Source organism: Vibrio campbellii CAIM 519 = NBRC 15631 = ATCC 25920, assembly GCF_002163755.1.
GTDB classification, from domain to species: domain Bacteria; phylum Pseudomonadota; class Gammaproteobacteria; order Enterobacterales; family Vibrionaceae; genus Vibrio; species Vibrio campbellii.
The window spans coordinates 2311412-2333026 of the sequence record NZ_CP015863.1 but is presented as its reverse complement, the minus strand read 5'-3'; the positions used below and the strand labels follow the sequence as shown (position 1 = coordinate 2333026).

The following is a 21615-nucleotide window of genomic DNA, read 5'->3' as shown; positions in this document are numbered from 1 at the left end:
AACAGGGACATCGCACAGAAAGAGCCAAAGAAAGCTCCAAGAATTGTATATAGGGTTTTATTCATAGCAAAAGGAAATTAATTGATATTGAAAATCATTATCAATTAATTTCCTTTTTAATCAACGCTTGAAGTTGGTACTATTTCACAACGATTTATGAAAAGAATGTCTCATGCTGCCTCTGATTTATCATCCCATTTACTCACAACTTGATCTGCCGGAAGGCCATCGCTACCCAATCATGAAATATCACCACCTGCATCAAGCGGTATTGGAAAAGTTAGGGAGCGAAGATTGGGGAGGGAAAATTGAGTTCTTCCAACCAACCCCTCTAAGTACGGATGAAATTAAACGTGTTCACAGTGAAGAGTATGTAGACCTGTTAGTGACTGGTGCAATGCCCGCGGCAAAAATGCGTCGGATCGGTTTTCCGTGGAGTGAAGCTTTGATAACACGAACGCTGACATCAACAGCGGGTACAGTGTTAACGGCAGAGAAAGCACTAGAGCATGGTATCGCCATTCATCTCAGTGGTGGTTATCACCATGCGCATAAAGACTTTGGCAGCGGCTTTTGTCTTTTCAATGATCTTGCTATCGCGGCGAAGCACATGCTTGATCATGAGCATGTCGACAAAGTGATGATTATTGACAGCGATGTACACCATGGTGACGGCACTGCCACCTTGTGCAAGGATGAGGGAGATATCATCACGTTATCGTTTCATTGTGATAAGAACTTTCCTGCGAGAAAACCAGATTCCGATCTTGATGTTCCTTTTCGTCGTGATACTGACGATGAAACCTTCCTGATGACGTTTAAAGAAGTCGTCCAAATGGCGATCAACTTACACCGTCCCGATATGGTCATCTATGACGCAGGCGTGGATATTCATACTGACGATGAACTGGGCTATTTCAACGTGTCAACAGAAGGGATATTTGAGCGAGACCGCTTCTTAATGCAGTTGATGAAAGACCGAGGCATTCCTGTTGCCGCAGTTGTTGGTGGTGGTTACCGTAGTGAGCACGCGGATTTGGTGCCTATTCATATGCAGCTTATCGATGCAGCAGAACGGGTTTATAAACATCGATAAAAAATCTGCAATAGTGGAGAGGCGAGACTCAGAAGTCTCGCCTTTTTTATTAGGTGACGATCAGAACCTACACTTAAAGTGGGCAAAGTCAAAAGTGAGGTTGCAGCATATGAATTTTACGGAAAAGGTGCGACTACGGGAAAAAGCAATCGAAGATCTATATTTTGCTAAGGTTGATCGGAAGCTGATAGAAGCGTTGCATGAGAAACAAAATCAACAAGTGTTACCTGTACCGTCGGAGCGCGATGAAGACGATATTAGCCAGTAATGGCTGTGAATATTCGAATGGGATTTAGAGCTGGGAATCCTTTCCCAATTTTATTTTCCTAGCCTTTGACGTTGTCTAAAACAACAAATGGATGGATTTAGCTTATGCAGTAAGATGCTTCTGCGATATGCCGAGGTGAATAATAGGCCGTCTGATAACTCTTCGGTAGTTACAAACACTTTATAATTCACCTGACAGAAAATGTAATCAGCAACTAACCTGTTGATTGGTAAGGTGACACCTCAGGTTTTGAGTTTTTTAGTTATAATGAACTATTGTTGATTAAATTTACTGAATAGATGGTTTTTATCACTTTAACTGCTTTCGTTTGCGCGAAATTGGCTATTAAATTATTTTTCGAGTGAATTATAGGGTGTGGTTAATATGTGTTTTATAGATAAATAACGTTTGGTTTGCTTATGGCAGTCAAGTTTATCAATTTATGAATGAGATAGGATAATACCTTTAAATTCATAAAATTAAATAAACTATTCGGACTGTATATGAACCATCAACGCATTTCCAATACCATCTCATTTAAAGGACGAGGGGGAGAGTTTTTTGGCATCTGGATTGTCAATGTTCTACTTTCTATCGTTACACTTGGAATTTACTCTGCTTGGGCCAAAGTAAGAACAAAACGCTACTTCTACGGTAACACGTACATCGACGGTGATAACTTTGAGTATCATGCCGAGCCAATGCAAATCTTAAAGGGGCGTTTAGTCGCGCTGGCGATTATATTGGTGTGGGGTATCGCAAACTCATTTATTCCCCAACTTGCACTTGTGCTATTACTTCTGTTTTATGTTGCTCTTCCTTGGTTGTTATGGAGCAACGCAAGATTTGATTCTGCAATGACGAGTTACCGCAATGTTCACTTCTCTTTTAATTCGTCACTGAAAGATGCATACATCACCATACTTGGCCGAGGCTTCGGTGCAGCGCTGGCGGTCATGGTTTTCATTGTTATCTGTGTAGCGGTTGCGAGCGTTTCGCAAGCTGCGTCGGTTATTTTAGGACTTTGTTCAGTCGTCGTTATGGCCGCACTTTATGGTTGGGTTGTGGTTGGCGTTCAACGCTACTTTGTTAATGGCTACCGTTATGGTGATTGGCAGTTTAGTGGTGAACTTGAAACCAGTTTCTTTGTAAAAACCTACCTGAAAGCCGCAGCAATTGGTCTTAGCACGGCTGTCGCGATTGCGATTGTGGCGGTCATTGTAATGGTTGGGAGCTCAGGGCTCATGGAAGCTGCAGCGGGCGACTTGGCTTCACTGAATAAATCTAGCCCTGTCATTACGATGGTTGTCATGTACCTTGGTATGATTGGCCTAACCATCGGCTTGACGGCATACACAGCAACAAGAACTCGTAACTACTTGTTCTCTCAAATGAAGCTAGAAAAAGAAGGACAAGAAGAAAATAACTTTACGTTTAAGTCTACCTATACAGTTAATGGCTACATGTGGCTGATTATCTCAAACTTCTTATTACAAGTTGTGACCTTGAGTATTGCGAGACCATGGGTAATGGTTCGTACTTCTCGCTATGTTGCTGATAAGACGGTTGTCGTTGGAGACATGAGCCAACTTAAAGCAGCAGACCAAGATTCAAAAGTGAAATCAGCGATTTCTGATGAAGTGGCACAAGCCTTCGATCTTGGAGTTGGGATCGGTTAATGCAGTTTAAAGGGACCGCGTTTCCACCAAAAAGCTCTGAGCGACATCAAGCCATATTGAATGTCGCTCAAACCAACTCGCTGAGCTTGATTGTTGCTGACAATATCTTCAGCTGTGATCAGCAGCATGCAGAGGTTACTGCTCCAGTTGGTAACTTACCCGTCAGATTTAAGCTGCCCAATGGTTGGGTTTTTGTTACCGAACGGACTGATGAAGTGTCTCGATGGCTACAGGCAAATAAAAGATCGAGCTTCGTTGACAAAATAGAATCAAACTGGCTTGCTTGGGTAGTGTCTGTGATGGCATGTATTGCCGTTGTGCTCGGGGGGTATTATTACGCGCTTCCTTGGGTGAGCAACAAAGTCGCATACGCGATTCCTGACAGTGTCTCAGTTATACTTGGTGAAAAGGTACTCGAAAGTTTGGATTCCCGTTGGGAACCGAGCGAGCTGAGTAAGGCCGAACAAGAAGCCATTCGAAGTAGGGTAGAGCAGCACTTAACACAGTTAGAGGCTCTGCCTTACCAAGTAGAGATTGTTTTTCGATCTTCTGAGCTAGGAGCGAATGCGTTTGCCTTACCCGGTGGAAAGATTGTGTTGCTCGATGAATTAGTTTCGCTGTCTAAAAACCAGCAACAACTGGACAGTATTATTCTTCACGAGCTTGGTCATATTCATCATCGCCACATGCTAAAGAGGTTGGTGTATTCGAGTGTCCTTTCTGTTGGTGTCGCTCTTTTAACTGGTGAAAGCTCTGGCATCGTGGACAATCTTGCCGGCGCAAGTGTGTTTGTGTTGTCCAGTGGTTACTCCAGAGATGCCGAAATACAAGCCGATGCATTTGCAAGAGAGGCGATGCTCAAGATTTATGGCGACACAAAGCCGATGGCTGAGATGTTTGAACTGTTCCGTAACCAAAGTTATGAAGAGTTGCCTGAATGGTTGAGTACCCACCCAGACCTTGATAAAAGGATTAAAGCAGCAAAAGGAAACTAACCTTTCCATTCGAATACCTAACGATTAAAGCTCACTAAATATTAGTGGGCTTTTTTCTTGCGTATTGAAAAGTGCTTCGAGGATTAGACAGGCTTTTTCTGGATGTGGCTGAGTGCGGTGACGCTTGGTCTAAACTTGGCTGAGAGCCGGGGTTGCGTTCAACTAGGGATTTAGAAATCCCGTAATTCCCCAAGTGCCAAAACGACGAAAGCCCGTTGATTTCTCAACGAGCTTTCTGAATGTGGCGGAGAGATAGGGATTTGAACCCTAGATACGCTATTAACGTATGCCGGTTTTCAAGACCGGTGCTTTCAACCACTCAGCCATCTCTCCGTTGTTGAGGCGCATAATATAAGGCTTTGAAAATCTTGTAAACCCCAAAATGAATCGTTTGGATGATTACTGCTCGATTTTGTGTTGTTTGCAGAGAAAAGAATCAAAAAAGCTCTCCTAGTGGAGAGCTTTTGTTCAATTAATTACTTTTCGAGTAGAAGCGTTGAAGTTCTGTCAAACCTTGCATTAGTACAGGAAGCTTAGGTGATGTTTCACGTAAGCGCTTGTAATTGCTGTCGTACAGCTTGTAGTTACCGAATTTGTCGATAACCGTGGTTTGAGAACCGGTAATCAGCGCTATTTCACGACTATCGCCCGCTAGGATCCAGCGACGGCGGCTTTCATCAAATAAATTGCGGCCACTACTGTAATCGTATGGGTTTGAAGAAACGCCCAGCATGTCTTGCAGAAGGGTCACAGACAAGTCTAAGTGGCTAGTGCTGTGTGTAAACTCTGCAGGCAGCATACCTGGCCAATGAATAACCATAGGAACTTGCAGTTGGTAACGGCTGTAGTTGCTGTTTGCACCCCAGCTGTTGGTATTGGTTTCGTTGAACTCGCTGCCGTGGTTAGAGGTAATGACCACAATAGTGTTTGCCAGCAACTCTTTTGATTCCAAATCGGCGATGATCTCTGCAACCGTTTTATCTGCCGACTTCACCGACTGCTCGTAAGCTTTCTTGAATCGTTCGCTAGCAGGCATTTCTTCATTCGCCGCCATTGGCTCTGATTCAAAGTTATCGACGGTAGTGACTTCGATGTAACTAAACCAAGGCTGATTCGCTTGTTCGGTCAGCCATAAGTTCCAAGCCGCGATAGACTGTTTGTCGGTATGAGCTTGTGTGCCATCGAGATCATTAGCCAGATTCAAGCCACGGAAGATGACCTCTGAATACAGATCGTCTTCAAAACCATTACCGCTGAATAGACCAAAGCTGTAATCCTGATCTTTTAATACATCTAATAGCACTGGTGCACTGCCTTGCGCTTTGATGCTGCTCGCGTAGCTGCTTGGTAAGCCATAGAACAAACCAAACGCACCGTAAGTGTCGTTGCTTGAGCTGTAATGATTAGTGAAGTTTTGATTATCTTGCGCAAACTTGTACAAGTTCGGCATTTCGTCTTGGTTCAGTGCGTCTGCACGCAAGTTATTCACGCTGATCATCAGCACGTTTAACTTGTTACCACGACGGTTGAATTCTAGTTTCTCAAGCGGGTAGCTGACTAAGTCGATGTTACCTTGGTTTTCTGCCAAACGCTTAAGGTACTCTTCACGGTCAAGAAGACCATGTTTTTCCATAAAGCTCTTCGCTGTCATTGGGTATGACAGTGGGAAATTAGAGCGCTGGCTAGTAATTGGGTTGTAGAAGTAAGCATCAGCCCAAATGTAAACCAAGTGGCTGGTCATAAAGCTTAAGAAGAACACGGCAGCCAATGGACGACCAACGTGTTTGTGAGACAGTTTACGTTGTTTGCGCCAAACCCACTCAGATAGAGCAAGTTGAACGAGGAAAATAAGCGGCATTACCACGAAAAGGTGCTGAAGATCAGAACTGATCGCGCTTTTATCTTCGCTAAACAACAGCTCCCAAACCACAGGGTTCAGGTGCAAATTAATCGACTGATACGCTTGAGTATCAATCAGAAGGACGGTCTGGCCGACCGTTGCGAATATCACTGCCACCAAACGGAATAACTTCCGAGATGGCAGGACAAACGTCAGCGGAAACAGAACCAGTAAGTACAGGGCGAAAACAAGGAAGCCAAAATGACCAACCCAAGACACTGCCAGATAGAATTGCCCCATTAGGGTCTCTGGCCAAGGGGATTGAACGATATAGCGTGTACCAATCAACATCGAAGCGACGATGTTGAAGAATGCAAACCAGTGACCCCAACCAACTAGTCGGGATACGCGTTCGCCGTATGAGTTTCCGCTGTCTACCATGTACTTGTTCTATTATCCGTTATTAGTGTGCTTTTGGCACTTCAAGAGAAGAGATTAATGCCTGAGCAAATTTTTCAGCAATAACTTTGCGTTGTGAAGCAGCAACTTGTTGATTTAAGACATTCGTTGCGATATTTCCCGCAATCATTAGCGTCAACTCAGGAGAGGCAGCGTGTTTCTCAAGAACAGCGCCCACTTCAGCAAGAATTTTCTCTACTTGTTCGTCAGTATATTTAGATGTAATCGGCATAAAGACTCTAATAATGATAGTAAAAGCGGCTTATGATAACCTACAATGCCCAACAACTTAAACCTTGTAGCAAGATAAAATCACTATGAGCCTTCATCTTTCAAACGTTATTCTGCATCAATTGTGCAAAAACGATCAGGACGAACTGGTTGTTAAACTTCGCCCGGCGTCGTTAGAAAACGATACCTCTACTGAAAACCTTGTCGCGGAACTGCATCGCGTATTCCACTCTAAAGCAGGTAAAGGTTTCGGCTCTTTCCAATCTGACAGCGAATTTCAATTTTGGCTTCAAGAAATGCGCAAAGGAGAGAGAGATTTCTATGATTTCTCACAAATTAGTGCAAATCGCCTGAAAGAAGAGCTGATTAAGTACCCATTTGCTGACGAAGGTATCTTAGTGTTTGCTGAATACCAAAGCTTAGCTACGGACTATCTGTTTATCGGTATCTTACCAATGAATCAAAGCCTGAAAGTCACAGAAGGCTTAGATATTGATGCAACGGATTACCTAGACATTACTAAGATGGACATCGCTGCACGTATCGACCTTTCAAGTTACGATACTGACCGTGAGTCAAACCGTTACCTTTCTTACATTAAAGGTCGTGTTGGTCGTAAGGTGGCAGACTTCTTCCTAGATTTTCTGCAGGCGGATGTTGGTTTAGACACTAAACAGCAAAACCAAGTACTGATGCAGGCGGTGGAAGACTTCTGCGCAGACTCAAAATTAGAGAAGCAAGAAGCGAACGAGTACAAAAAGCAGGTTTACAACTACTGTAACGAGCAAATCAAATCAGGCGACGAAGTACAAATTTCTGAACTGTCTGGTGAGTTGCCACCAAGCCAAGATGGCACAAGCTTTATGGACTTTACCAAAGAGCAAGGCTACGAGTTGGAAGAATCTTTCCCTGGTGACCGCTCAACGGTACGTAAGTTAACGAAGTACGTTGGTGCCGGCGGTGGTTTGAACATCAGCTTTGATAGCCTGTTGCTTGGCGAGCGTATTTTCTACGATCCAGAGACAGACACGCTGACGATCAAAGGGACGCCACCAAACCTAAAAGATCAGTTAAGCCGTAACTAATTTAAGAAAGAGAGCGTGATGCTCTCTTTTTTTCTGTGAAGTGCGCACAGTTATGGTGTAATTCATGGTATATGCTTGTGATTAAAAACAAAGAGTTGAGGGATAAGCGTTGCTGCAATTCAAAGAGGGAATAAGACGATCTGCTTGGTTTTTATTTGCCGCGTGGTGCGTATTCGCGGTGGGTATTTGGTTACAAGCGCAGCAGACCATTCGCACAATCTCTACGGTTGATGAACTCAGCAGTAAAATTGATGAAGTTCGTAATATTTTTAACTTTGAGCTTCCTTATCGTGCTCAACATGTCGATGAAGTGTCCCTCAAACTTCAGCTTGTGTATGCTGTGCGCTTACAATTAGAAAGTGAGTACTCTCATCGGTTGGGGGCTCCAGACTTAACGCAACTCTTCTACTTAACCGACCGTTTTCTTGAAGGTGCGAGAGCCTTTATTGGCAGTGACAGTGAATTGGTTGCGCTGGCCGATCAGCTACATAACAGTCGTGAATCAGGCAGCAACTCGCTTGAGCTGCGTACAATGTATTACCGGTTGGGCGCCATGGTATTGGAAGCGATGTTTAGCGATGCTGCGACCAGTACAGATACCTACCAAGAGTTAGATTTGTTGTTCACGGCGTCCCAAGGTCTCGATGTAAAAGAGCAAGCTTCATTTCAACGCCGATTAGACCAAACTTCCAGCGTGCTTGCTGCTCATGCGCAAGGCGGTCATTTGTCGAATCAACTGCTTAATCCTGAACTGCCAAATCAATTGGCTTCTGTCATTGGCTCTCTAGAACGCAAGTTGACGTTTTATATTACTTTTTTAACGTTAGTCAGTGGTTCCTTACTCGCTGCTTATTCGTGGGCAGTGTTTGCTAAAAAAGTATCCACCTCGCAAGCAGCCTCAACCTCAGTTCAGGAGAAAGGGGAGCCTCCTCATCCATCTCCTGTTGAATCCGGCTCCGAAGAAAGGAAACCTGCGTTTGTTGGGCAAAATGAACAAGAAACTCATGCTAATTTCCTTTGCCCGAAAGAACAAAACGTGATGCAACCTTCCGTTGAGAGCGTCAACACTGAGGATGATGCTCCCTCAGTCAATGAGCCATATATTGATATCGAGAAAATGTTGGATTCTTTATCTGACGACGAAGATTCGGTACGCATGCTGCTAGAGGTTTTTATTCAAGACCATACAGAAGATGGTACAAAGCTTCGCGTATTGCTCACAGAAGGGAAAGACAAAGACCAGGCGCAGCGGATCGCTCATAGTTTGAAAGGGGTATCTGGCAGTATAGGCGCTATGCCTCTGCACTATATTTCTGGCGATATTGAAGCGTTGATAAAGCAGGGAGAGCGGGTCACGGATGACAAACTTGATTTGCTAGAACAGGTATTGCAGGAAACGACACTTTTTGCAGATAAAGTTCTCTATAGTGAAAACATTCGAGAAGTACTAACAGATTGATATTCCTCTGACTTAAAATACCAAAGACTAAGGTATCACGTTGCGCTCGCGACCCTGATGCCTTGGTTCGTTACTGTTCCTGTTCTACATATTTTGACCATAGGTAATTTCATGTCCATCCGCCGACTGTCCTCATTGATGGTGGCTTGTTTAGTTTTGAGCCTTTCAGGGTGTTCTCTGTTGGAGGTGAAGATCGACAGCCAAACTGTACCGCTAACCAAGCAAGAGCTGAATATGCGCATTATGACGCGTGAATATGCTCAGCAATTCTTTGCTCAAGTTGAGCAAGCCGCCGACGTGCTGCACGAAAACTACGAGCCAAGCGATAAAGTAAACCAATCTTATATCTTGCTTTGGAAAATCAATGCGGAAGAGGGGCTTCAAGCTGCGGCTTACCAAGCGTCACCAATGGCTGCGCTGATCGATACGTGGGTGTTCACTCACCAGATGAACCAGTTCTACAGTGAAGGAGCAGGCAAAGACTTATTCACGACAGGTGAAGCCAAACAAGTGTCTGTACACCTAGCTAAAGAAGTCGATAAGTTAGCTAAATCGCTATTGAAGAGAGACGTATACGAAAACACCAAAGTGTTTGTCGCTGGCTTTGTTGAGAAGTATCCATTTGCGGATCTAAGCATGATTCGTACGCCTGCATATCGTGCTTGGTTAGAAGCTAACCAAATTAGTGAAGAAGAGGCGGTAACGACTCTAGGTACGATGCCAGAGGCCATCGGTGACGTGTCTGACCGTTTGAGCTTAGTCTCTGAGCAAACACCAAAGATCATGACGTGGAAAGCTCAGTTGTTGGCGCTCAACAGCTCAGCAAGCATTGAACAAGTAAACGCAGCACTAAACAGTTTGAAGGTGACTTCTGAGTCTTTGAAAGACTTTATCGATAACAACCCTGAGTACATGCGCAACTTAGCGGAGCAGATGGCTGTGCAACTTCAACCTCTAGTGGAAGATATTGACCAAAAAACAGAAGAACGTTTGTCTCAGTTGAGTGAAGAGCGTCAGGCTTTAGAGCAAATGGTGGCAAGAGAGCGCCAAGAGATTGCTCAAATCATCACAAACGAGCGCGAGAAGTTTGCTCAGGACCTAGACCATGTTTCGCAAGAAGTGGTGAACCTAGCAATGGATAAGTTGATTGAGCTAGTAAAGAGCACCATCATCTACTTTATTCTGTTTATCCTAGTGATTTTCTTTGCTCCTCTCGTTCTTGGTTATGCATTGGGTAAACGCTCAGCGGTAAGAGCCAGCACTAAATCGGCGTAATCATCTAGAAGTCACAACACCAAATAGCAGATACAAAAAAGGACCGAATCATCGGTCCTTTTTTATTTATGGAAGGTTTCAATCTATGGAAAGCTGAAGCCTTAAGCTGTTTGTTGCTTGAGTTCAGCTTCTGTTTGTTCTTCTGTTGCTGGAGCTGTTGGTTCGCATTTATCAATAAACCAGCCCATGTAAGAAGTAAAGATGGTCACGATGATACACACGAAGCTCAGCCACATGAACGGCGCATACGACAATGTTGCCACACCCAAGATGCTCGCCATGTAGATACCATTATCACTCCAAGGCACCATACCAGATGTTAATGTGCCGCCGAACTCTGCGTTACGAGATAGATTCTTGCGTTTGTAGCCAAGGCGGTCGTAGTTCTTCGCACAGATCTTAGGAGTAAGAATCAGTGACACGTACATCGCAGAGCCGAATACGTTACCCATGAAGGCCGTACCAATTGTGCTGGTTGCCAGTGAACCTGCGCTTTGAACACGTCGTTCGAACAGTTTTGCAATCGTTTCTAGTACGCCAACCTTATCTAGTAGGCCGCCAAAACCTAGGCCAAACACGATCACCGCAACAGAACCTAGCATAGAAGACATGCCACCGCGGTTTAGGATCGAGTCAATGAAATCCACGCCTGAAGAAATCGCAAATGGTGCCCAAGCTGTGTTGAATGCTGTCAGGAAGTCTACATCCTGGATCATAACTGCCCAGATAATACCTAGCAGAGAACCAAAGCTAATCACAGGGAAAGAAGGCATACGCATCGCAAGTAAAGCCAATACGATGATCACAGGGACAAAGGAGTAAGGCGTAATGAAAAATTGTTGTTCCATTGCCTGAATAACCGAATCTACTTGGCTCATGTCAACTTTACCAGCGAAGTGGAAGCCAAATGCGGTAAACATAATGCCAGTGATGATGTAGCTGATCAGCGCGATAGGCAGCATACCTTTGATGTGCTCAACCACTTCTACATTCGACATAGAAGAAGCAAGGATCACTGAGTCTGAAAGTGGAGACATCTTGTCACCAAAGTAACAGCCCGATAGCACCGCGCCTGCTGTGATTGGTGCAGGAACACCAAGACCTTGACCAATACCCATCATCGCAATACCAGCTGTACCTGCTGCACCCCAAGATGTGCCAGTCGCTAGTGCTGTCAAAGAACAGATGATCATTGTTGCTAGCAAGAAGATAGAAGGGTGAATCGCTTTCAAACCGTAATAGATGATAGTCGGTACGATACCGCCTGAGATCCAAGTACCGACCAAGGCACCAACAGCAAGAAGAATAAGCACGGCACCAAGGCCATTAGAAATGCCATTTAAGGCTGCTTTTTCAAGGTCTTTGTATTGGTGACCTAATCTTAGGCCCAATAGCATAATAATGAACCAACCGATGTACAGCGCGAGCTGAATTGGAAGGTCTAATTTGGCAGTAAATGAAAATGCCAAAAGAAGAAACAAACCTAGCGAGATAAATACCTGTATCAGACTAGGAAGACGTGTTGTAACTTGCTTCATATGTGCCTCTGTCGTTCATGGAGCAATAGAGGAAGGCCGCTCCCTGTTTTAATCGGGCATAACATACATTAACAAAAATTATATTTCGAACATTTGGTGCTTTATCTTGACTTTCATCCGCAAAAACGTTTGCTTGTAAAATTAATAACTAAAAAACTTTAATGTTAATGGTTGGAAATGTTTTGTAATGTAAAAAATATGTGCTGCAAATGTTGTTTTCTCATTGAGTGGTAAGACCTTGTTGTGGGGAGTTAGCACTTTTCCAAGCAGGATCAGGCGAATAATCAAGAAGAAAAGACAAGAAAATAACTTGGATTATAAAAAATCGCGGCAAACGTTAAAAAAGTTGCGTTTATTTGCAAATTAGGGCTTGAGATTTTGTGTCGAAAATTGAACTATGGAGAAAGTTTCAAAAATATACATGGAGAGTTAATGCGATGAGAGTAGGTTTAGTTGGTTGGCGCGGCATGGTCGGTTCGGTACTGATGCAGCGTATGGTCGAAGAGAAAGATTTCGACTTAATTGAGCCAGTTTTCTACAGCACGTCTCAAATAGGTATCCCAGCCCCCCTTTTTGCTAACAATCAGGTAGGTAAAGAAGCTGGTCTACTTCAAGATGCGTTCGATATTGACAGCTTAAAACAGCTTGACGCAGTGATTACGTGTCAAGGTGGTGGTTATACAGAGAAAGTTTACCCAGCACTACGCCAGGCTGGCTGGAAAGGCTACTGGATTGATGCAGCATCTACACTGCGTATGGCAGAAGATTCTATCATCACACTAGACCCGGTAAACCTAGCGCAAATTCAACAAGGCATTCACGGTGGTACCAATACGTTTGTTGGTGGTAACTGTACGGTAAGTTTGATGCTAATGGGCCTTGGTGGTCTGTTCGAGAAAGGCTTAGTTGAGTGGACAAGTGCAATGACGTACCAAGCTGCGTCTGGCGCAGGTGCACAAAATATGCGTGAGCTGATCTCTCAGATGGGCGTAATCAACGACTCTGTAAGTTCTGAATTGGCAAACCCAGCAAGTTCTATTCTGGATATCGATAAAAAAGTTGCGGATACAATGCGCAGCTCTTCATTTCCAACGGATAAGTTTGGTGTGCCACTAGCGGGCTCTTTGATTCCTTGGATCGACGTTAAACGCGACAACGGTCAGAGCAAGGAAGAATGGAAAGCAGGTGTAGAAGCGAACAAGATCCTTGGCTTTCAAGATGCGCCAGTGCCAATCGATGGCACTTGTGTCCGTATCGGTGCGATGCGTTGTCACTCTCAAGCATTGACTATCAAGCTTAAGCAAAACGTGCCAATGGATGAGATTGAAGAAATCATCGCGACGCACAACGATTGGGTGAAAGTGATTCCAAATGATCGTGACATCACCGCTCAAGAGCTAACGCCGGCAAAAGTAACTGGCACGCTTTTATTCCTGTTGGTCGTCTACGTAAGATGGCAATGGGTGATGATTTCCTAAACGCGTTCACTGTAGGTGACCAGCTTCTATGGGGTGCAGCAGAGCCATTGCGCCGTACTCTACGAATCATCCTTGCTGAGAAAGCGTAAAAGAGAGAACGCTGTGCTTCTAGAAGCGAGAACGGACTTCGTCCTTCGGGAAAGCTTCGCTTAGTAAGAGCTGAAAGTTATGTAAAAGCCGATGTGAATTCATCGGCTTTTTTGATCGTGGAGTTGGAATACAAGGGCGTTCAGAATGCAGTGCTCCAATAACCGGAAGCGCTACGTTGGAAGGCAAGCGAAAGAAACTACGTTCTAAAACGCGTTGACAGAATCTATCCCCAGAAAGACAAAATATAGCCGATTCCCGATTCCCGATTCCCGATTCCCGATTCCCGATTCCCGATTCCCGATTCCCGATTCCCGATTCCCGATTCCCGAATTTATTCTTCCTCGTCCGCACTCACGACGCGATTATCAGGATCCGCTAACTCACTACCACAATGCTTACAGTGCATCGCATCAGAGTCATGACCAGAGCAATTGCAGTTCGGGCACTTAACCAATTGCTTATGCGCATTCATCTCATTACTCAGTTCTGCGGTGATAATGCCGGTTGGAACCGCAAGTATCGAGTAACCAAGCAACATAGTGAGGGATGCAATGGCTTTACCCAAGTGAGTTTGCGGCACCATGTCGCCATAGCCAACCGTAGTAATAGTTACGATCGCCCAGTAGATGCTTTTCGGAATACTCGTAAAACCGTTGTGGGGTCCCTCAATCACAAAGATCAACGCGCCAAAAATGGTGACCAGAATACCTACAGTACTAAAGAAGATAAGAATCTTACGACGCGCCATTAAAAGGGAGCGCAATAAGATGTTTGAATCCTGCAGGTAGCGAACCAATTTCAAAATACGGAAGATTCGCATCACACGAAGCAGTCGCACCACGCCCATAAATGAAGCGCCGGGGAAGAATATTGCTAAGTAGGTAGGCAGAATGGCCAGCAAGTCGACGACGCCATAAAAGCTGGTGGCGTAAGACTTAGGTTTTGGTGAACAGTAGAGTCTTAACAGGTATTCGACAGTGAATATGGCAGTAAAAGTGTACTCAATGTAACGCAGCTCACGTGACCATTCCGTCATGACCGATGGCAGTGACTCTAGGATGAGAACTAATAAGGAGGTAATGATCGCGATAATAAGCGCAATATCGAAGGCGCGTCCGGCACGTGTGTGGGTACCGAAGATGATGACGTATAAATGATGCTTAATAGACTTGCGAGGCATGATGTTGCACTGTCAGCGTTAAAATGAAACGAATTGCAACATCATACCAGAAGTTTGGAAGCTTAGGCTAAGCCGGGGAAGAGGTTTCTTAGGCCGTTTGCGATGAACTCGATACCCAATGCACCCAGGATAAGACCCATGATACGCGTGATTACGTTGATACCCGTCTGGCCAAGGAAACGTACGATCAAAGGTGCAGAACGGAACAGTAGCCACGAGCAGAAACAAAACAACATGATGGTAACGCTAATGCCAACTGTGTCGAGGGCGCTTGGGTAGCGTGCACCATATACGATGGTTGAGCTGATTGCGCCTGGACCTGCCATTAATGGCATCGCCAGTGGTACTACGCCAATCTGTTCACGGCTTACATACTCAGTCTTTTCTTGCTTGTTCTGCTTATCTTCACCCAGTTTACCGCTCATCATTGAGAACGCGATGCTCAGGAGTAGCAAACCGCCAGCAACACGGAAAGAATCCAGAGAAATGCTGAACATATCTAGCAACAACTGACCAGCAAAAAGAGAAATGATCAAAATCACTGCAACAGCAACGTTTGCTGTCGTGGCGGTTTTGTTTTTCTCTTCTGGAGTCATATGTCCGGTTAGGGACACGAACACTGGCATGATACCAACAGGGTTAACTGCTGCGACCAAACCTAAGAAAAACTGTAGGAAAATAGCTAACTCTAAAGTCTGCATGTTGCTTACTCGTAAACGTTCACAATAGTGAAAAATAGAGGGGTAATTTTAGGCGGTAATGTAAGGCAAAACTGCGGCTGGAAGAAATGAAAAAAACTAACGTATTTGGGCTAGTATTTGTGAGAAAAACTAATTATTGAAGAAAATGTATTCAATCTGGAAACGAATTGTTACGTAGAAAGTTGGTGAGAGAGTATACTGATTTGCACAAACGTTAACAATCGCACATTTTTCGCAAAAATAAAGGTGGTTTGTAGAGAGGTAAGACGTATTAGATATGCTATCAGTAGCATAAAAATTAGGGTCTGCATGTAATTTTGTTGGCTAAAAATGAAATTTTTTTACAGATTGTTGTTGTTTCTTTTGGTTTTTAGTTCTTTTGCTTCTTTTTTGTTCAATAAAAAATGAAGTTTAATTTATTTGTTTATCAGTGGGTTATGTCGTTTGGTTGTGGTAAAGCACTACTTTTGGGGTATTTCAGTTGTGAGAACTGATCCAAGTCAATTTTTTTCACACTCTGAAATATTATACTCAGCCCTGAAAGCAATTTACTAAGATGGTTGTTAGTTAAGTCGCTGATAAACAGTAAAAACGAAAGACAATAACCTTACTAAAAAGTTTTTAATATTTATTATTTTAGGAGATCCACCATGCCTGTAACTAACTTAGCTGAACTAGATGCTCTAGTAGCACGCGTTAAAGCAGCACAAGAAGAGTTCGCAACATTTTCTCAAGAGAAAGTAGACGCAATCTTCCGCGCAGCTTCACTTGCAGCTAACCATGCTCGTATTCCACTAGCACAACAAGCAGTTGCTGAATCTGGAATGGGTATTGTTGAAGATAAGGTAATCAAAAACCACTTCGCTTCAGAATTTATCTACAACAAATACAAAGACGAAAAAACATGTGGCATCTTGGAAGAAGATGACAACCTAGGCACGATGACTATCGCTGAGCCTGTAGGTATCATCTGTGGTATCGTTCCAACGACTAACCCAACTTCTACAGCAATCTTCAAATCTCTAATTTCTCTAAAAACTCGTAACGGCATCATCTTCTCGCCACACCCACGTGCGAAGAACTCAACTAACGATGCAGCGAAACTAGTTCTAGACGCAGCAGTTGCAGCTGGTGCTCCAAAAGACATCATCGGTTGGATCGACCAACCATCTGTAGAGCTTTCTAACGCTCTTATGAAGCACGACGGTATCGCTCTTATCCTTGCAACTGGTGGTCCAGGCATGGTTAAAGCAGCTTACTCTTCTGGTAAGCCAGCAATCGGTGTAGGTGCAGGTAACGTTCCTGTAGTTATCGATGAAACAGCTGACATCAAACGTGCTGTTGCTTCTATCCTAATGTCTAAAACTTTCGATAACGGCGTAGTATGTGCTTCTGAGCAAGCTGCAATCGTAGTTAGCGAAGTGTACGACGAAGTGAAAGAGCGTTTCGCTTCTCACAAAGCTCACGTTCTATCTAAAGCTGATGCTGATAAAGTACGTAAAGTACTTCTTATCGACGGCGCGCTAAACGCGAAAATCGTAGGTCAACCTGCTCCAGCAATCGCTGAAATGGCTGGCGTTAAAGTTCCTGCTGACACTAAAGTTCTTGTAGGTGAAGGTCTAGGTAAAGTTTCTTACAATGATGAGTTCGCTCACGAGAAACTATCTCCAACTCTAGGTCTATTCCGTGCTGACAACTTCGAAGACGCAGTTGCTCAGGCGGTAACAATGGTTGAAATCGGTGGTATCGGTCACACATCTGGTCTTTACACTAACCAAGACGTTAACGCAGACCGCATCCGTTACTTCGGTGACAAGATGAAGACTGCACGTATCCTTGTAAACATCCCGACTACTCACGGTGGTATCGGTGACCTTTACAACTTCAACGTAGCACCTTCTCTAACTCTAGGTTGTGGTTCTTGGGGTGGTAACTCTATCTCTGAGAACGTAGGTCCTAAGCACCTTATCAACAAGAAAACTGTAGCTAAGCGAGCTGAAAACATGTTGTGGCACAAACTACCTAAGTCTATCTACTTCCGTCGTGGTAGCCTTCCAATCGCAATGAGCGACCTAGAAGGTAAGAAACGCGCATTCCTAGTAACCGACCGTTTCCTATTCAACAACGGTTACGCTGATGAAGTAGTTAAACTGCTTAAAGAGCAAGGCATCGAAGTTCAAACATTCTTCGACGTAGAAGCGGATCCAACACTATCTGTTGTTGAGAAAGGTGCAGAAGCAATGAAGAGCTTCCAACCTGACGTAATCCTAGCTCTAGGTGGTGGTTCTCCAATGGACGCTGCTAAGATCATGTGGGTAATGTACGAGCACCCAGAAACTCACTTTGAAGAACTAGCAATGCGCTTTATGGACATCCGTAAACGTATCTACAAGTTCCCTAAAATGGGTAAGAAAGCTGAGCTTGTATGTATCACTACAACTTCAGGTACAGGTTCAGAAGTTACGCCATTCGCGGTTGTTACAGACGACAAGACTGGTGCTAAGTACCCACTAGCTGACTACGAAATCACGCCAAACATGGCTATCGTTGATGCTAACCTAGTAATGAACATGCCTAAGTCTCTAACAGCATTCGGTGGTTACGATGCAGTAACTCACGCTCTAGAAGCTTACGTATCAGTTCTTGCTAACGAGTACTCAGACGGTCAAGCTCTACAAGCACTTAAGATGCTTAAAGATTACCTACCTTCAAGCTACGCGAACGGTGCAAACGACCCAATCGCTCGTGAGAAAGTGCACAACGCGGCAACGATCGCTGGTATCGCGTTTGCAAACGCATTCCTAGGTGTTTGTCACTCAATGGCGCACAAGATTGGTGCTGAGTTCCACTTACCTCACGGTCTAGCGAACGCTCTACTAATCTCGAACGTTGTACGTTACAACGCGAACGACAACCCAACTAAACAAACTGCGTTCTCTCAATACGACCGTCCACAAGCACGTCGTCGTTACGCTGAAGTTGCTGACCACCTAGGCCTAAGCCAAGAAGGTGACCGTACTGCTCAGAAGATTGAACGTCTACTAGCATGGTTGGACGAGCTGAAAGGCGACCTAGACATCCCAATGTCTATCCAAGCTGCAGGTGTTTCTGAAGCTGACTTCGTAGCGAAACTAGACGAACTAGCTGTTGAAGCGTTCGATGACCAGTGTACAGGTGCTAACCCACGTTACCCTCTAATCACTGAGCTAAAAGAAGTACTAATGGCTTCTTACTACGGTAAAGCGTTCGTTGAAGGCGAAACTTTCGAAGGTACAACTGTTATCAAGAAGAAAGCAGACCAAGTAGCGAAAGAAGCAGCACCAAAAGCTAAGAAAGAAAAAGCTAACGCATAAGTAAGACGTTAGTTATGAAGTAGGTTTTCGCTAGCACGAAACTTACAATCGGGAAACTCAAAGCCCCAGTTGAAAGACTGGGGCTTTTTTTGTTTCTCTATTTAGCCGCTTTGCAGCAGAAGGTGATTATCAATCGTGGAGAGTTAGACTTCGGTCGTAACGACGCGTCCGCTAAAGTACTCATTTGCGACAATGTAGGCGGTATTTCTTACTAACTCATCTTGGATCTGAGCCCAATGTCGTTCATCTACATCTTCACTCGTATGATTTACTGAAGGGATGACACCACCAACCCGGATGTTGAAAGGGGTCAGCTCTTTTGCCCAGCTGTGAGTAAAACCAGAGACTAAAGCCGCCATGCTTTCCATACCAGTCAAATCCTCATGGTTGTCATGTGAGATCACGTTCACGATAACCCCCTTTTTCTCTCTTGAACGGAATCGTTCTGCGCTGACTTGCCCATAGGTATAGAGAAAGCGAGCTGCAGACGAGAGGTGATCGATGTACGTACTCATTGGTTCTGGTGCCATCAAGCTCGGCATTGGAGAGCTGGTCCAACAATTAACGATGACGTCGGGTGTTGCGCCTAGCTGTGACTCAATTTGATCGAACAATAGATTGATTGAGGTGGTGTTATCACTACACACGTTTATCGCATAAACCTTGTCGGAGAAGGCGCGGATTTGCTCGTAGCTCGCCTTTAAAGCATGAGGGTTCTGGTCACAAAGCACCAACGTCGCACCAAGGTGGGCAAAGTGGTTGGAACAAGTCCTGCCTAAGACTGAGCCTGCAGATGTAACGAGAATGATTGATTCTTTGATATCCATGGCACCTTCACTGTAATTTCTTGTGTTAAACAATACATCAGTGGTTTGTGCTAACAGCATGGATGAATTTCTTTGAGCTCAGTGTGAAAAGCTTCAAAGTAACGCTTTTGAGTCGGAATTATTGTCTAGGAATTTGTAAGCCGTCACATTTCTGACGTGCTTCAAATGTAAGTGCTTGGAGAAAAAGAAGATCGTTAAGCTTGTACTTGAATTTGATACTGACGTTGAGCCGTCACTAGTTGGTTGTACAAGCCCGCTTCAGGGATCAACTGCTTATTACGCTCTCCTAAGCTACGACGCTCATGCCCGGAAAGGTTGTGGTAAACCTCTTCTGGCAGATTGAAAGTGTCTTCAGGGAGGTAAGTTAGCGCGTCTGGTTTTAGGTAATGGCTCAACTTCGCAGATGGTAAGCCTGCATCATGGAACTGTTTTGCATGTTCTGCTGCAAGTTCATAGCTGCTGCTATCAGAGCGAAGCGCTTGAGGTTGAGACAGCCCGAATTGCTGGCGAAGAATGTCGTCACTGGTGATGACTTCTTGTACTTCTTCAACTGGAACCACATCTCGAACATCATTCGAAAACATAGACAGAATTAACGAGAAATCAGCACGGCGGCCTTCGTGCACGGCATGGTTGATACCATTACCGAACTGAAGTTCGTTGATGATTGCTGCTTTGTCTAAAGTATGGATTTGCATGGTGTTCCTCGCTTGATGCACTTTTAACGGCAACACAAGGAAGAACTTTAGGGAAAAGAAGGGATTAATTGAAGAAATAGGTTTGAGAAGCAATAAAAAAGCCCGCAGTAATGCGAGCTTTTAACTATGACTAAATTGAACTTAGGGGGAAGTAAATTACTTCGCTAGGTTCTCAGCTACGAAGTCCCAGTTTACAAGAGCCCAGAAGCCGTTCATGTAATCAGGACGTACGTTGCGGTAATCGATGTAGTAAGCGTGTTCCCACAGGTCAACAGTTAGAAGTGGAGTAGTACCTTCTTCTGTTAGTGGTGTTGCTGCGTTAGAAGTGTTAACGATTTCTAGAGAACCGTCAGCTTTCTTAACTAGCCAAGTCCATGAAGAACCGAAGTTATTGATTGCTGCGTCAGTGAACTTCGCTTTGAATTCTTCGAAAGAACCGAATGCTGCGTTGATTGCTTCAGCAACTGCGCCAGTTGGTTCGCCGCCCGCGTTTGGCGCTAGACAGTGCCAGTAGAACGTGTGGTTCCAGATCTGTGCTGCGTTGTTGAATACGCCACCAGTAGAAGTCTTGATGATTTCTTCTAGTGTTTTGCCTTCGAACTCAGTACCAGGGATAAGACCGTTTAGCTTAACAACGTAAGTGTTGTGGTGCTTACCGTGGTGGAAATCTAGAGTCTCTGCAGAGATGTGTGGTTCTAGTGCGTCTTTCGCGTAAGGAAGAGCTGGTAGTTCAAATGCCATTGCTCGATTCTCCATAGATATGAAAGGGTTACCTTTCGATTGCTTCCAGTGTTTTTATTTATATGTAGTCGATACGACTGACTTGAGAAGTATTTTAGCAAGTTTTTACTTTATTAAAACCCCGATATGAAAATATTTTAAGATACCAAGGCTAAAAACTTACTAATTATATGGTTTTTATTCTGTGGTTATTGAGTAGAATGTAGCAAATGATTAAAGTTCACATCCATGAATGAGGAAGCGATGGAAACTATCGATAAAATCAAACAGCAGATCTCTGAAAACACAATCCTGCTGTACATGAAAGGATCACCGAAACTGCCTAGCTGTGGTTTCTCTTCTCAAGCATCACAAGCACTAATGGCATGTGGCGAGAAGTTCGCTTACGTAGACATTCTACAAAACCCAGACATCCGCGCTGAGCTACCAAAATACGCTCAATGGCCAACATTCCCACAACTATGGGTTGAGGGCGAGTTGATCGGTGGTTGTGACATCATTTTGGAAATGTACCAGAAAGGTGAACTTCAGCCTCTTATCAAAGAAGCTGCAGCACGCGTTGAAGGTGATGCTGAGTAAGCTTAAAGTTACTGAACAAAAAAGGAGCCCTACGGCTCCTTTT

17 protein-coding genes, 1 tRNA gene and 1 pseudogene are annotated in these 21615 nt (G+C 44.3%); 10 read left to right on the top strand and 9 right to left on the bottom strand.

Annotation, left to right across the window (positions count from 1 at the left end):
• The first annotated feature begins 172 nt into the window (after window positions 1-172).
• The 4 genes from A8140_RS11170 to A8140_RS11155 all read left to right on the top strand — a co-directional run bounded on the left by A8140_RS11170 (window position 173) and on the right by A8140_RS11155 (window position 4038).
• Entirely contained in the window at window positions 173-1096 is a 924-nt protein-coding gene (locus A8140_RS11170) for a histone deacetylase family protein (protein WP_005532607.1), read from the top strand.
• A gap of 109 nt (window positions 1097-1205) precedes the next feature.
• Window positions 1206-1364: a hypothetical protein gene (locus A8140_RS25400; RefSeq protein WP_173399554.1), complete on the top strand. Its 159-nt coding sequence runs from the start codon at window positions 1206-1208 to the stop codon at window positions 1362-1364.
• 503 nt (window positions 1365-1867) lie between these two features.
• A complete protein-coding gene (locus A8140_RS11160) occupies window positions 1868-3043 on the top strand; it encodes a YjgN family protein (RefSeq protein ID WP_005532604.1) in 1176 nt (391 codons plus the stop codon).
• A complete protein-coding gene (locus tag A8140_RS11155; RefSeq protein WP_038863050.1) occupies window positions 3043-4038 on the top strand; it encodes a M48 family metallopeptidase in 996 nt (331 codons plus the stop codon). The genes A8140_RS11160 and A8140_RS11155 overlap by 1 nt, the downstream gene beginning before the upstream one ends.
• Window positions 4039-4280: 242 nt before the next feature.
• On the opposite strand, the gene A8140_RS11150 is transcribed toward A8140_RS11155, so the two are convergent.
• The 3 genes from A8140_RS11150 to A8140_RS11140 form a co-directional block, all read right to left on the bottom strand.
• Window positions 4281-4371: transfer RNA gene (locus A8140_RS11150), tRNA-Ser, on the bottom strand.
• A 139-nt stretch (window positions 4372-4510) separates the two neighbouring features.
• The gene (locus A8140_RS11145; RefSeq protein WP_005536531.1) at window positions 4511-6319 is read right to left on the bottom strand and encodes a DUF3413 domain-containing protein; all 1809 of its coding nucleotides are present in this window, start codon (window positions 6317-6319) and stop codon (window positions 4511-4513) included.
• Between the two features lie 22 nt (window positions 6320-6341).
• Window positions 6342-6569 (bottom strand): YejL family protein, encoded by a 228-nt coding sequence (locus A8140_RS11140; protein ID WP_005432983.1) that lies wholly within the window; start codon window positions 6567-6569, stop codon window positions 6342-6344.
• 85 nt (window positions 6570-6654) lie between these two features.
• On the opposite strand from A8140_RS11140, the gene yejK reads away from it, so the two are divergent.
• From yejK to A8140_RS11125, 3 genes are all read left to right on the top strand, one after another.
• Window positions 6655-7653, top strand: coding sequence for a nucleoid-associated protein YejK (gene yejK, locus A8140_RS11135; RefSeq protein ID WP_005432897.1), 999 nt, complete (start codon window positions 6655-6657; stop codon window positions 7651-7653).
• Between the two features lie 109 nt (window positions 7654-7762).
• Complete coding sequence (locus A8140_RS11130; RefSeq protein WP_033000676.1) at window positions 7763-9112, top strand: Hpt domain-containing protein; 1350 nt, start codon at window positions 7763-7765, stop codon at window positions 9110-9112.
• 111 nt (window positions 9113-9223) lie between these two features.
• Window positions 9224-10387 carry an AAA family ATPase gene (locus A8140_RS11125; protein WP_033000679.1) on the top strand — a complete coding sequence of 388 codons (1164 nt, stop codon included), beginning with the start codon at window positions 9224-9226 and terminating at the stop codon, window positions 10385-10387.
• A 101-nt stretch (window positions 10388-10488) separates the two neighbouring features.
• On the opposite strand, the gene nhaC is transcribed toward A8140_RS11125, so the two are convergent.
• Window positions 10489-11925, bottom strand: a complete 1437-nt coding sequence (gene nhaC, locus A8140_RS11120) for a Na+/H+ antiporter NhaC (RefSeq protein WP_038863687.1) — start codon at window positions 11923-11925, stop codon at window positions 10489-10491.
• A 437-nt stretch (window positions 11926-12362) separates the two neighbouring features.
• Between nhaC and asd the strand changes: the two are divergent.
• A pseudogene (gene asd / locus A8140_RS11115) lies at window positions 12363-13492 on the top strand (aspartate-semialdehyde dehydrogenase).
• 332 nt (window positions 13493-13824) lie between these two features.
• On the opposite strand, the gene A8140_RS11110 reads toward asd, so the two are convergent.
• On the bottom strand, window positions 13825-14673 hold the full coding sequence (locus A8140_RS11110) for an ion transporter (protein ID WP_005536247.1): 849 nt from the start codon (window positions 14671-14673) through the stop codon (window positions 13825-13827).
• A gap of 62 nt (window positions 14674-14735) precedes the next feature.
• A complete protein-coding gene (locus A8140_RS11105) occupies window positions 14736-15374 on the bottom strand; it encodes a YchE family NAAT transporter (RefSeq protein WP_005433169.1) in 639 nt (212 codons plus the stop codon).
• A gap of 650 nt (window positions 15375-16024) precedes the next feature.
• Between A8140_RS11105 and adhE the strand changes: the two genes are divergently transcribed.
• Window positions 16025-18727: a bifunctional acetaldehyde-CoA/alcohol dehydrogenase gene (adhE, locus tag A8140_RS11100; RefSeq protein ID WP_005536245.1), complete on the top strand. Its 2703-nt coding sequence runs from the start codon at window positions 16025-16027 to the stop codon at window positions 18725-18727.
• Between the two features lie 143 nt (window positions 18728-18870).
• Here adhE and A8140_RS11095 read toward each other — a convergent pair whose 3' ends face one another.
• The 3 genes from A8140_RS11095 to sodB form a co-directional block, all read right to left on the bottom strand.
• Window positions 18871-19614: an SDR family oxidoreductase gene (locus tag A8140_RS11095; protein WP_029388618.1), complete on the bottom strand. Its 744-nt coding sequence runs from the start codon at window positions 19612-19614 to the stop codon at window positions 18871-18873.
• 134 nt (window positions 19615-19748) lie between these two features.
• Entirely contained in the window at window positions 19749-20252 is a 504-nt protein-coding gene (locus A8140_RS11090; protein ID WP_005536243.1) for a VC2046/SO_2500 family protein, read from the bottom strand.
• 156 nt (window positions 20253-20408) lie between these two features.
• Complete coding sequence (sodB, locus tag A8140_RS11085; RefSeq protein ID WP_005536241.1) at window positions 20409-20993, bottom strand: superoxide dismutase [Fe]; 585 nt, start codon at window positions 20991-20993, stop codon at window positions 20409-20411.
• 243 nt (window positions 20994-21236) lie between these two features.
• Between sodB and A8140_RS11080 the strand changes: the two genes are divergently transcribed.
• Window positions 21237-21572, top strand: a complete 336-nt coding sequence (locus tag A8140_RS11080; protein WP_005536239.1) for a Grx4 family monothiol glutaredoxin — start codon at window positions 21237-21239, stop codon at window positions 21570-21572.
• Window positions 21573-21615 lie beyond the last annotated feature (43 nt).

What these genes read in the sequence shown, in the direction of transcription:
- sodB (WP_005536241.1), bottom strand. Translation starts at nt 20,993, where the DNA reads ATGGCATTTGAACTACCAGCTCTTCCTTACGCGAAAGACGCACTAGAA.
- A8140_RS11140 (WP_005432983.1), bottom strand. Translation starts at nt 6,569, where the DNA reads ATGCCGATTACATCTAAATATACTGACGAACAAGTAGAGAAAATTCTT.
- A8140_RS11155 (WP_038863050.1), top strand. Translation starts at nt 3,043, where the DNA reads ATGCAGTTTAAAGGGACCGCGTTTCCACCAAAAAGCTCTGAGCGACAT.
- A8140_RS11160 (WP_005532604.1), top strand. Translation starts at nt 1,868, where the DNA reads ATGAACCATCAACGCATTTCCAATACCATCTCATTTAAAGGACGAGGG.
- A8140_RS11110 (WP_005536247.1), bottom strand. Translation starts at nt 14,673, where the DNA reads ATGCCTCGCAAGTCTATTAAGCATCATTTATACGTCATCATCTTCGGT.
- A8140_RS11145 (WP_005536531.1), bottom strand. Translation starts at nt 6,319, where the DNA reads ATGGTAGACAGCGGAAACTCATACGGCGAACGCGTATCCCGACTAGTT.
- A8140_RS11095 (WP_029388618.1), bottom strand. Translation starts at nt 19,614, where the DNA reads ATGCTGTTAGCACAAACCACTGATGTATTGTTTAACACAAGAAATTAC.
- nhaC (WP_038863687.1), bottom strand. Translation starts at nt 11,925, where the DNA reads ATGAAGCAAGTTACAACACGTCTTCCTAGTCTGATACAGGTATTTATC.
- A8140_RS11080 (WP_005536239.1), top strand. Translation starts at nt 21,237, where the DNA reads ATGGAAACTATCGATAAAATCAAACAGCAGATCTCTGAAAACACAATC.
- A8140_RS25400 (WP_173399554.1), top strand. Translation starts at nt 1,206, where the DNA reads ATGAATTTTACGGAAAAGGTGCGACTACGGGAAAAAGCAATCGAAGAT.
- A8140_RS11125 (WP_033000679.1), top strand. Translation starts at nt 9,224, where the DNA reads ATGTCCATCCGCCGACTGTCCTCATTGATGGTGGCTTGTTTAGTTTTG.
- yejK (WP_005432897.1), top strand. Translation starts at nt 6,655, where the DNA reads ATGAGCCTTCATCTTTCAAACGTTATTCTGCATCAATTGTGCAAAAAC.
- A8140_RS11090 (WP_005536243.1), bottom strand. Translation starts at nt 20,252, where the DNA reads ATGCAAATCCATACTTTAGACAAAGCAGCAATCATCAACGAACTTCAG.
- A8140_RS11170 (WP_005532607.1), top strand. Translation starts at nt 173, where the DNA reads ATGCTGCCTCTGATTTATCATCCCATTTACTCACAACTTGATCTGCCG.
- A8140_RS11105 (WP_005433169.1), bottom strand. Translation starts at nt 15,374, where the DNA reads ATGCAGACTTTAGAGTTAGCTATTTTCCTACAGTTTTTCTTAGGTTTG.
- adhE (WP_005536245.1), top strand. Translation starts at nt 16,025, where the DNA reads ATGCCTGTAACTAACTTAGCTGAACTAGATGCTCTAGTAGCACGCGTT.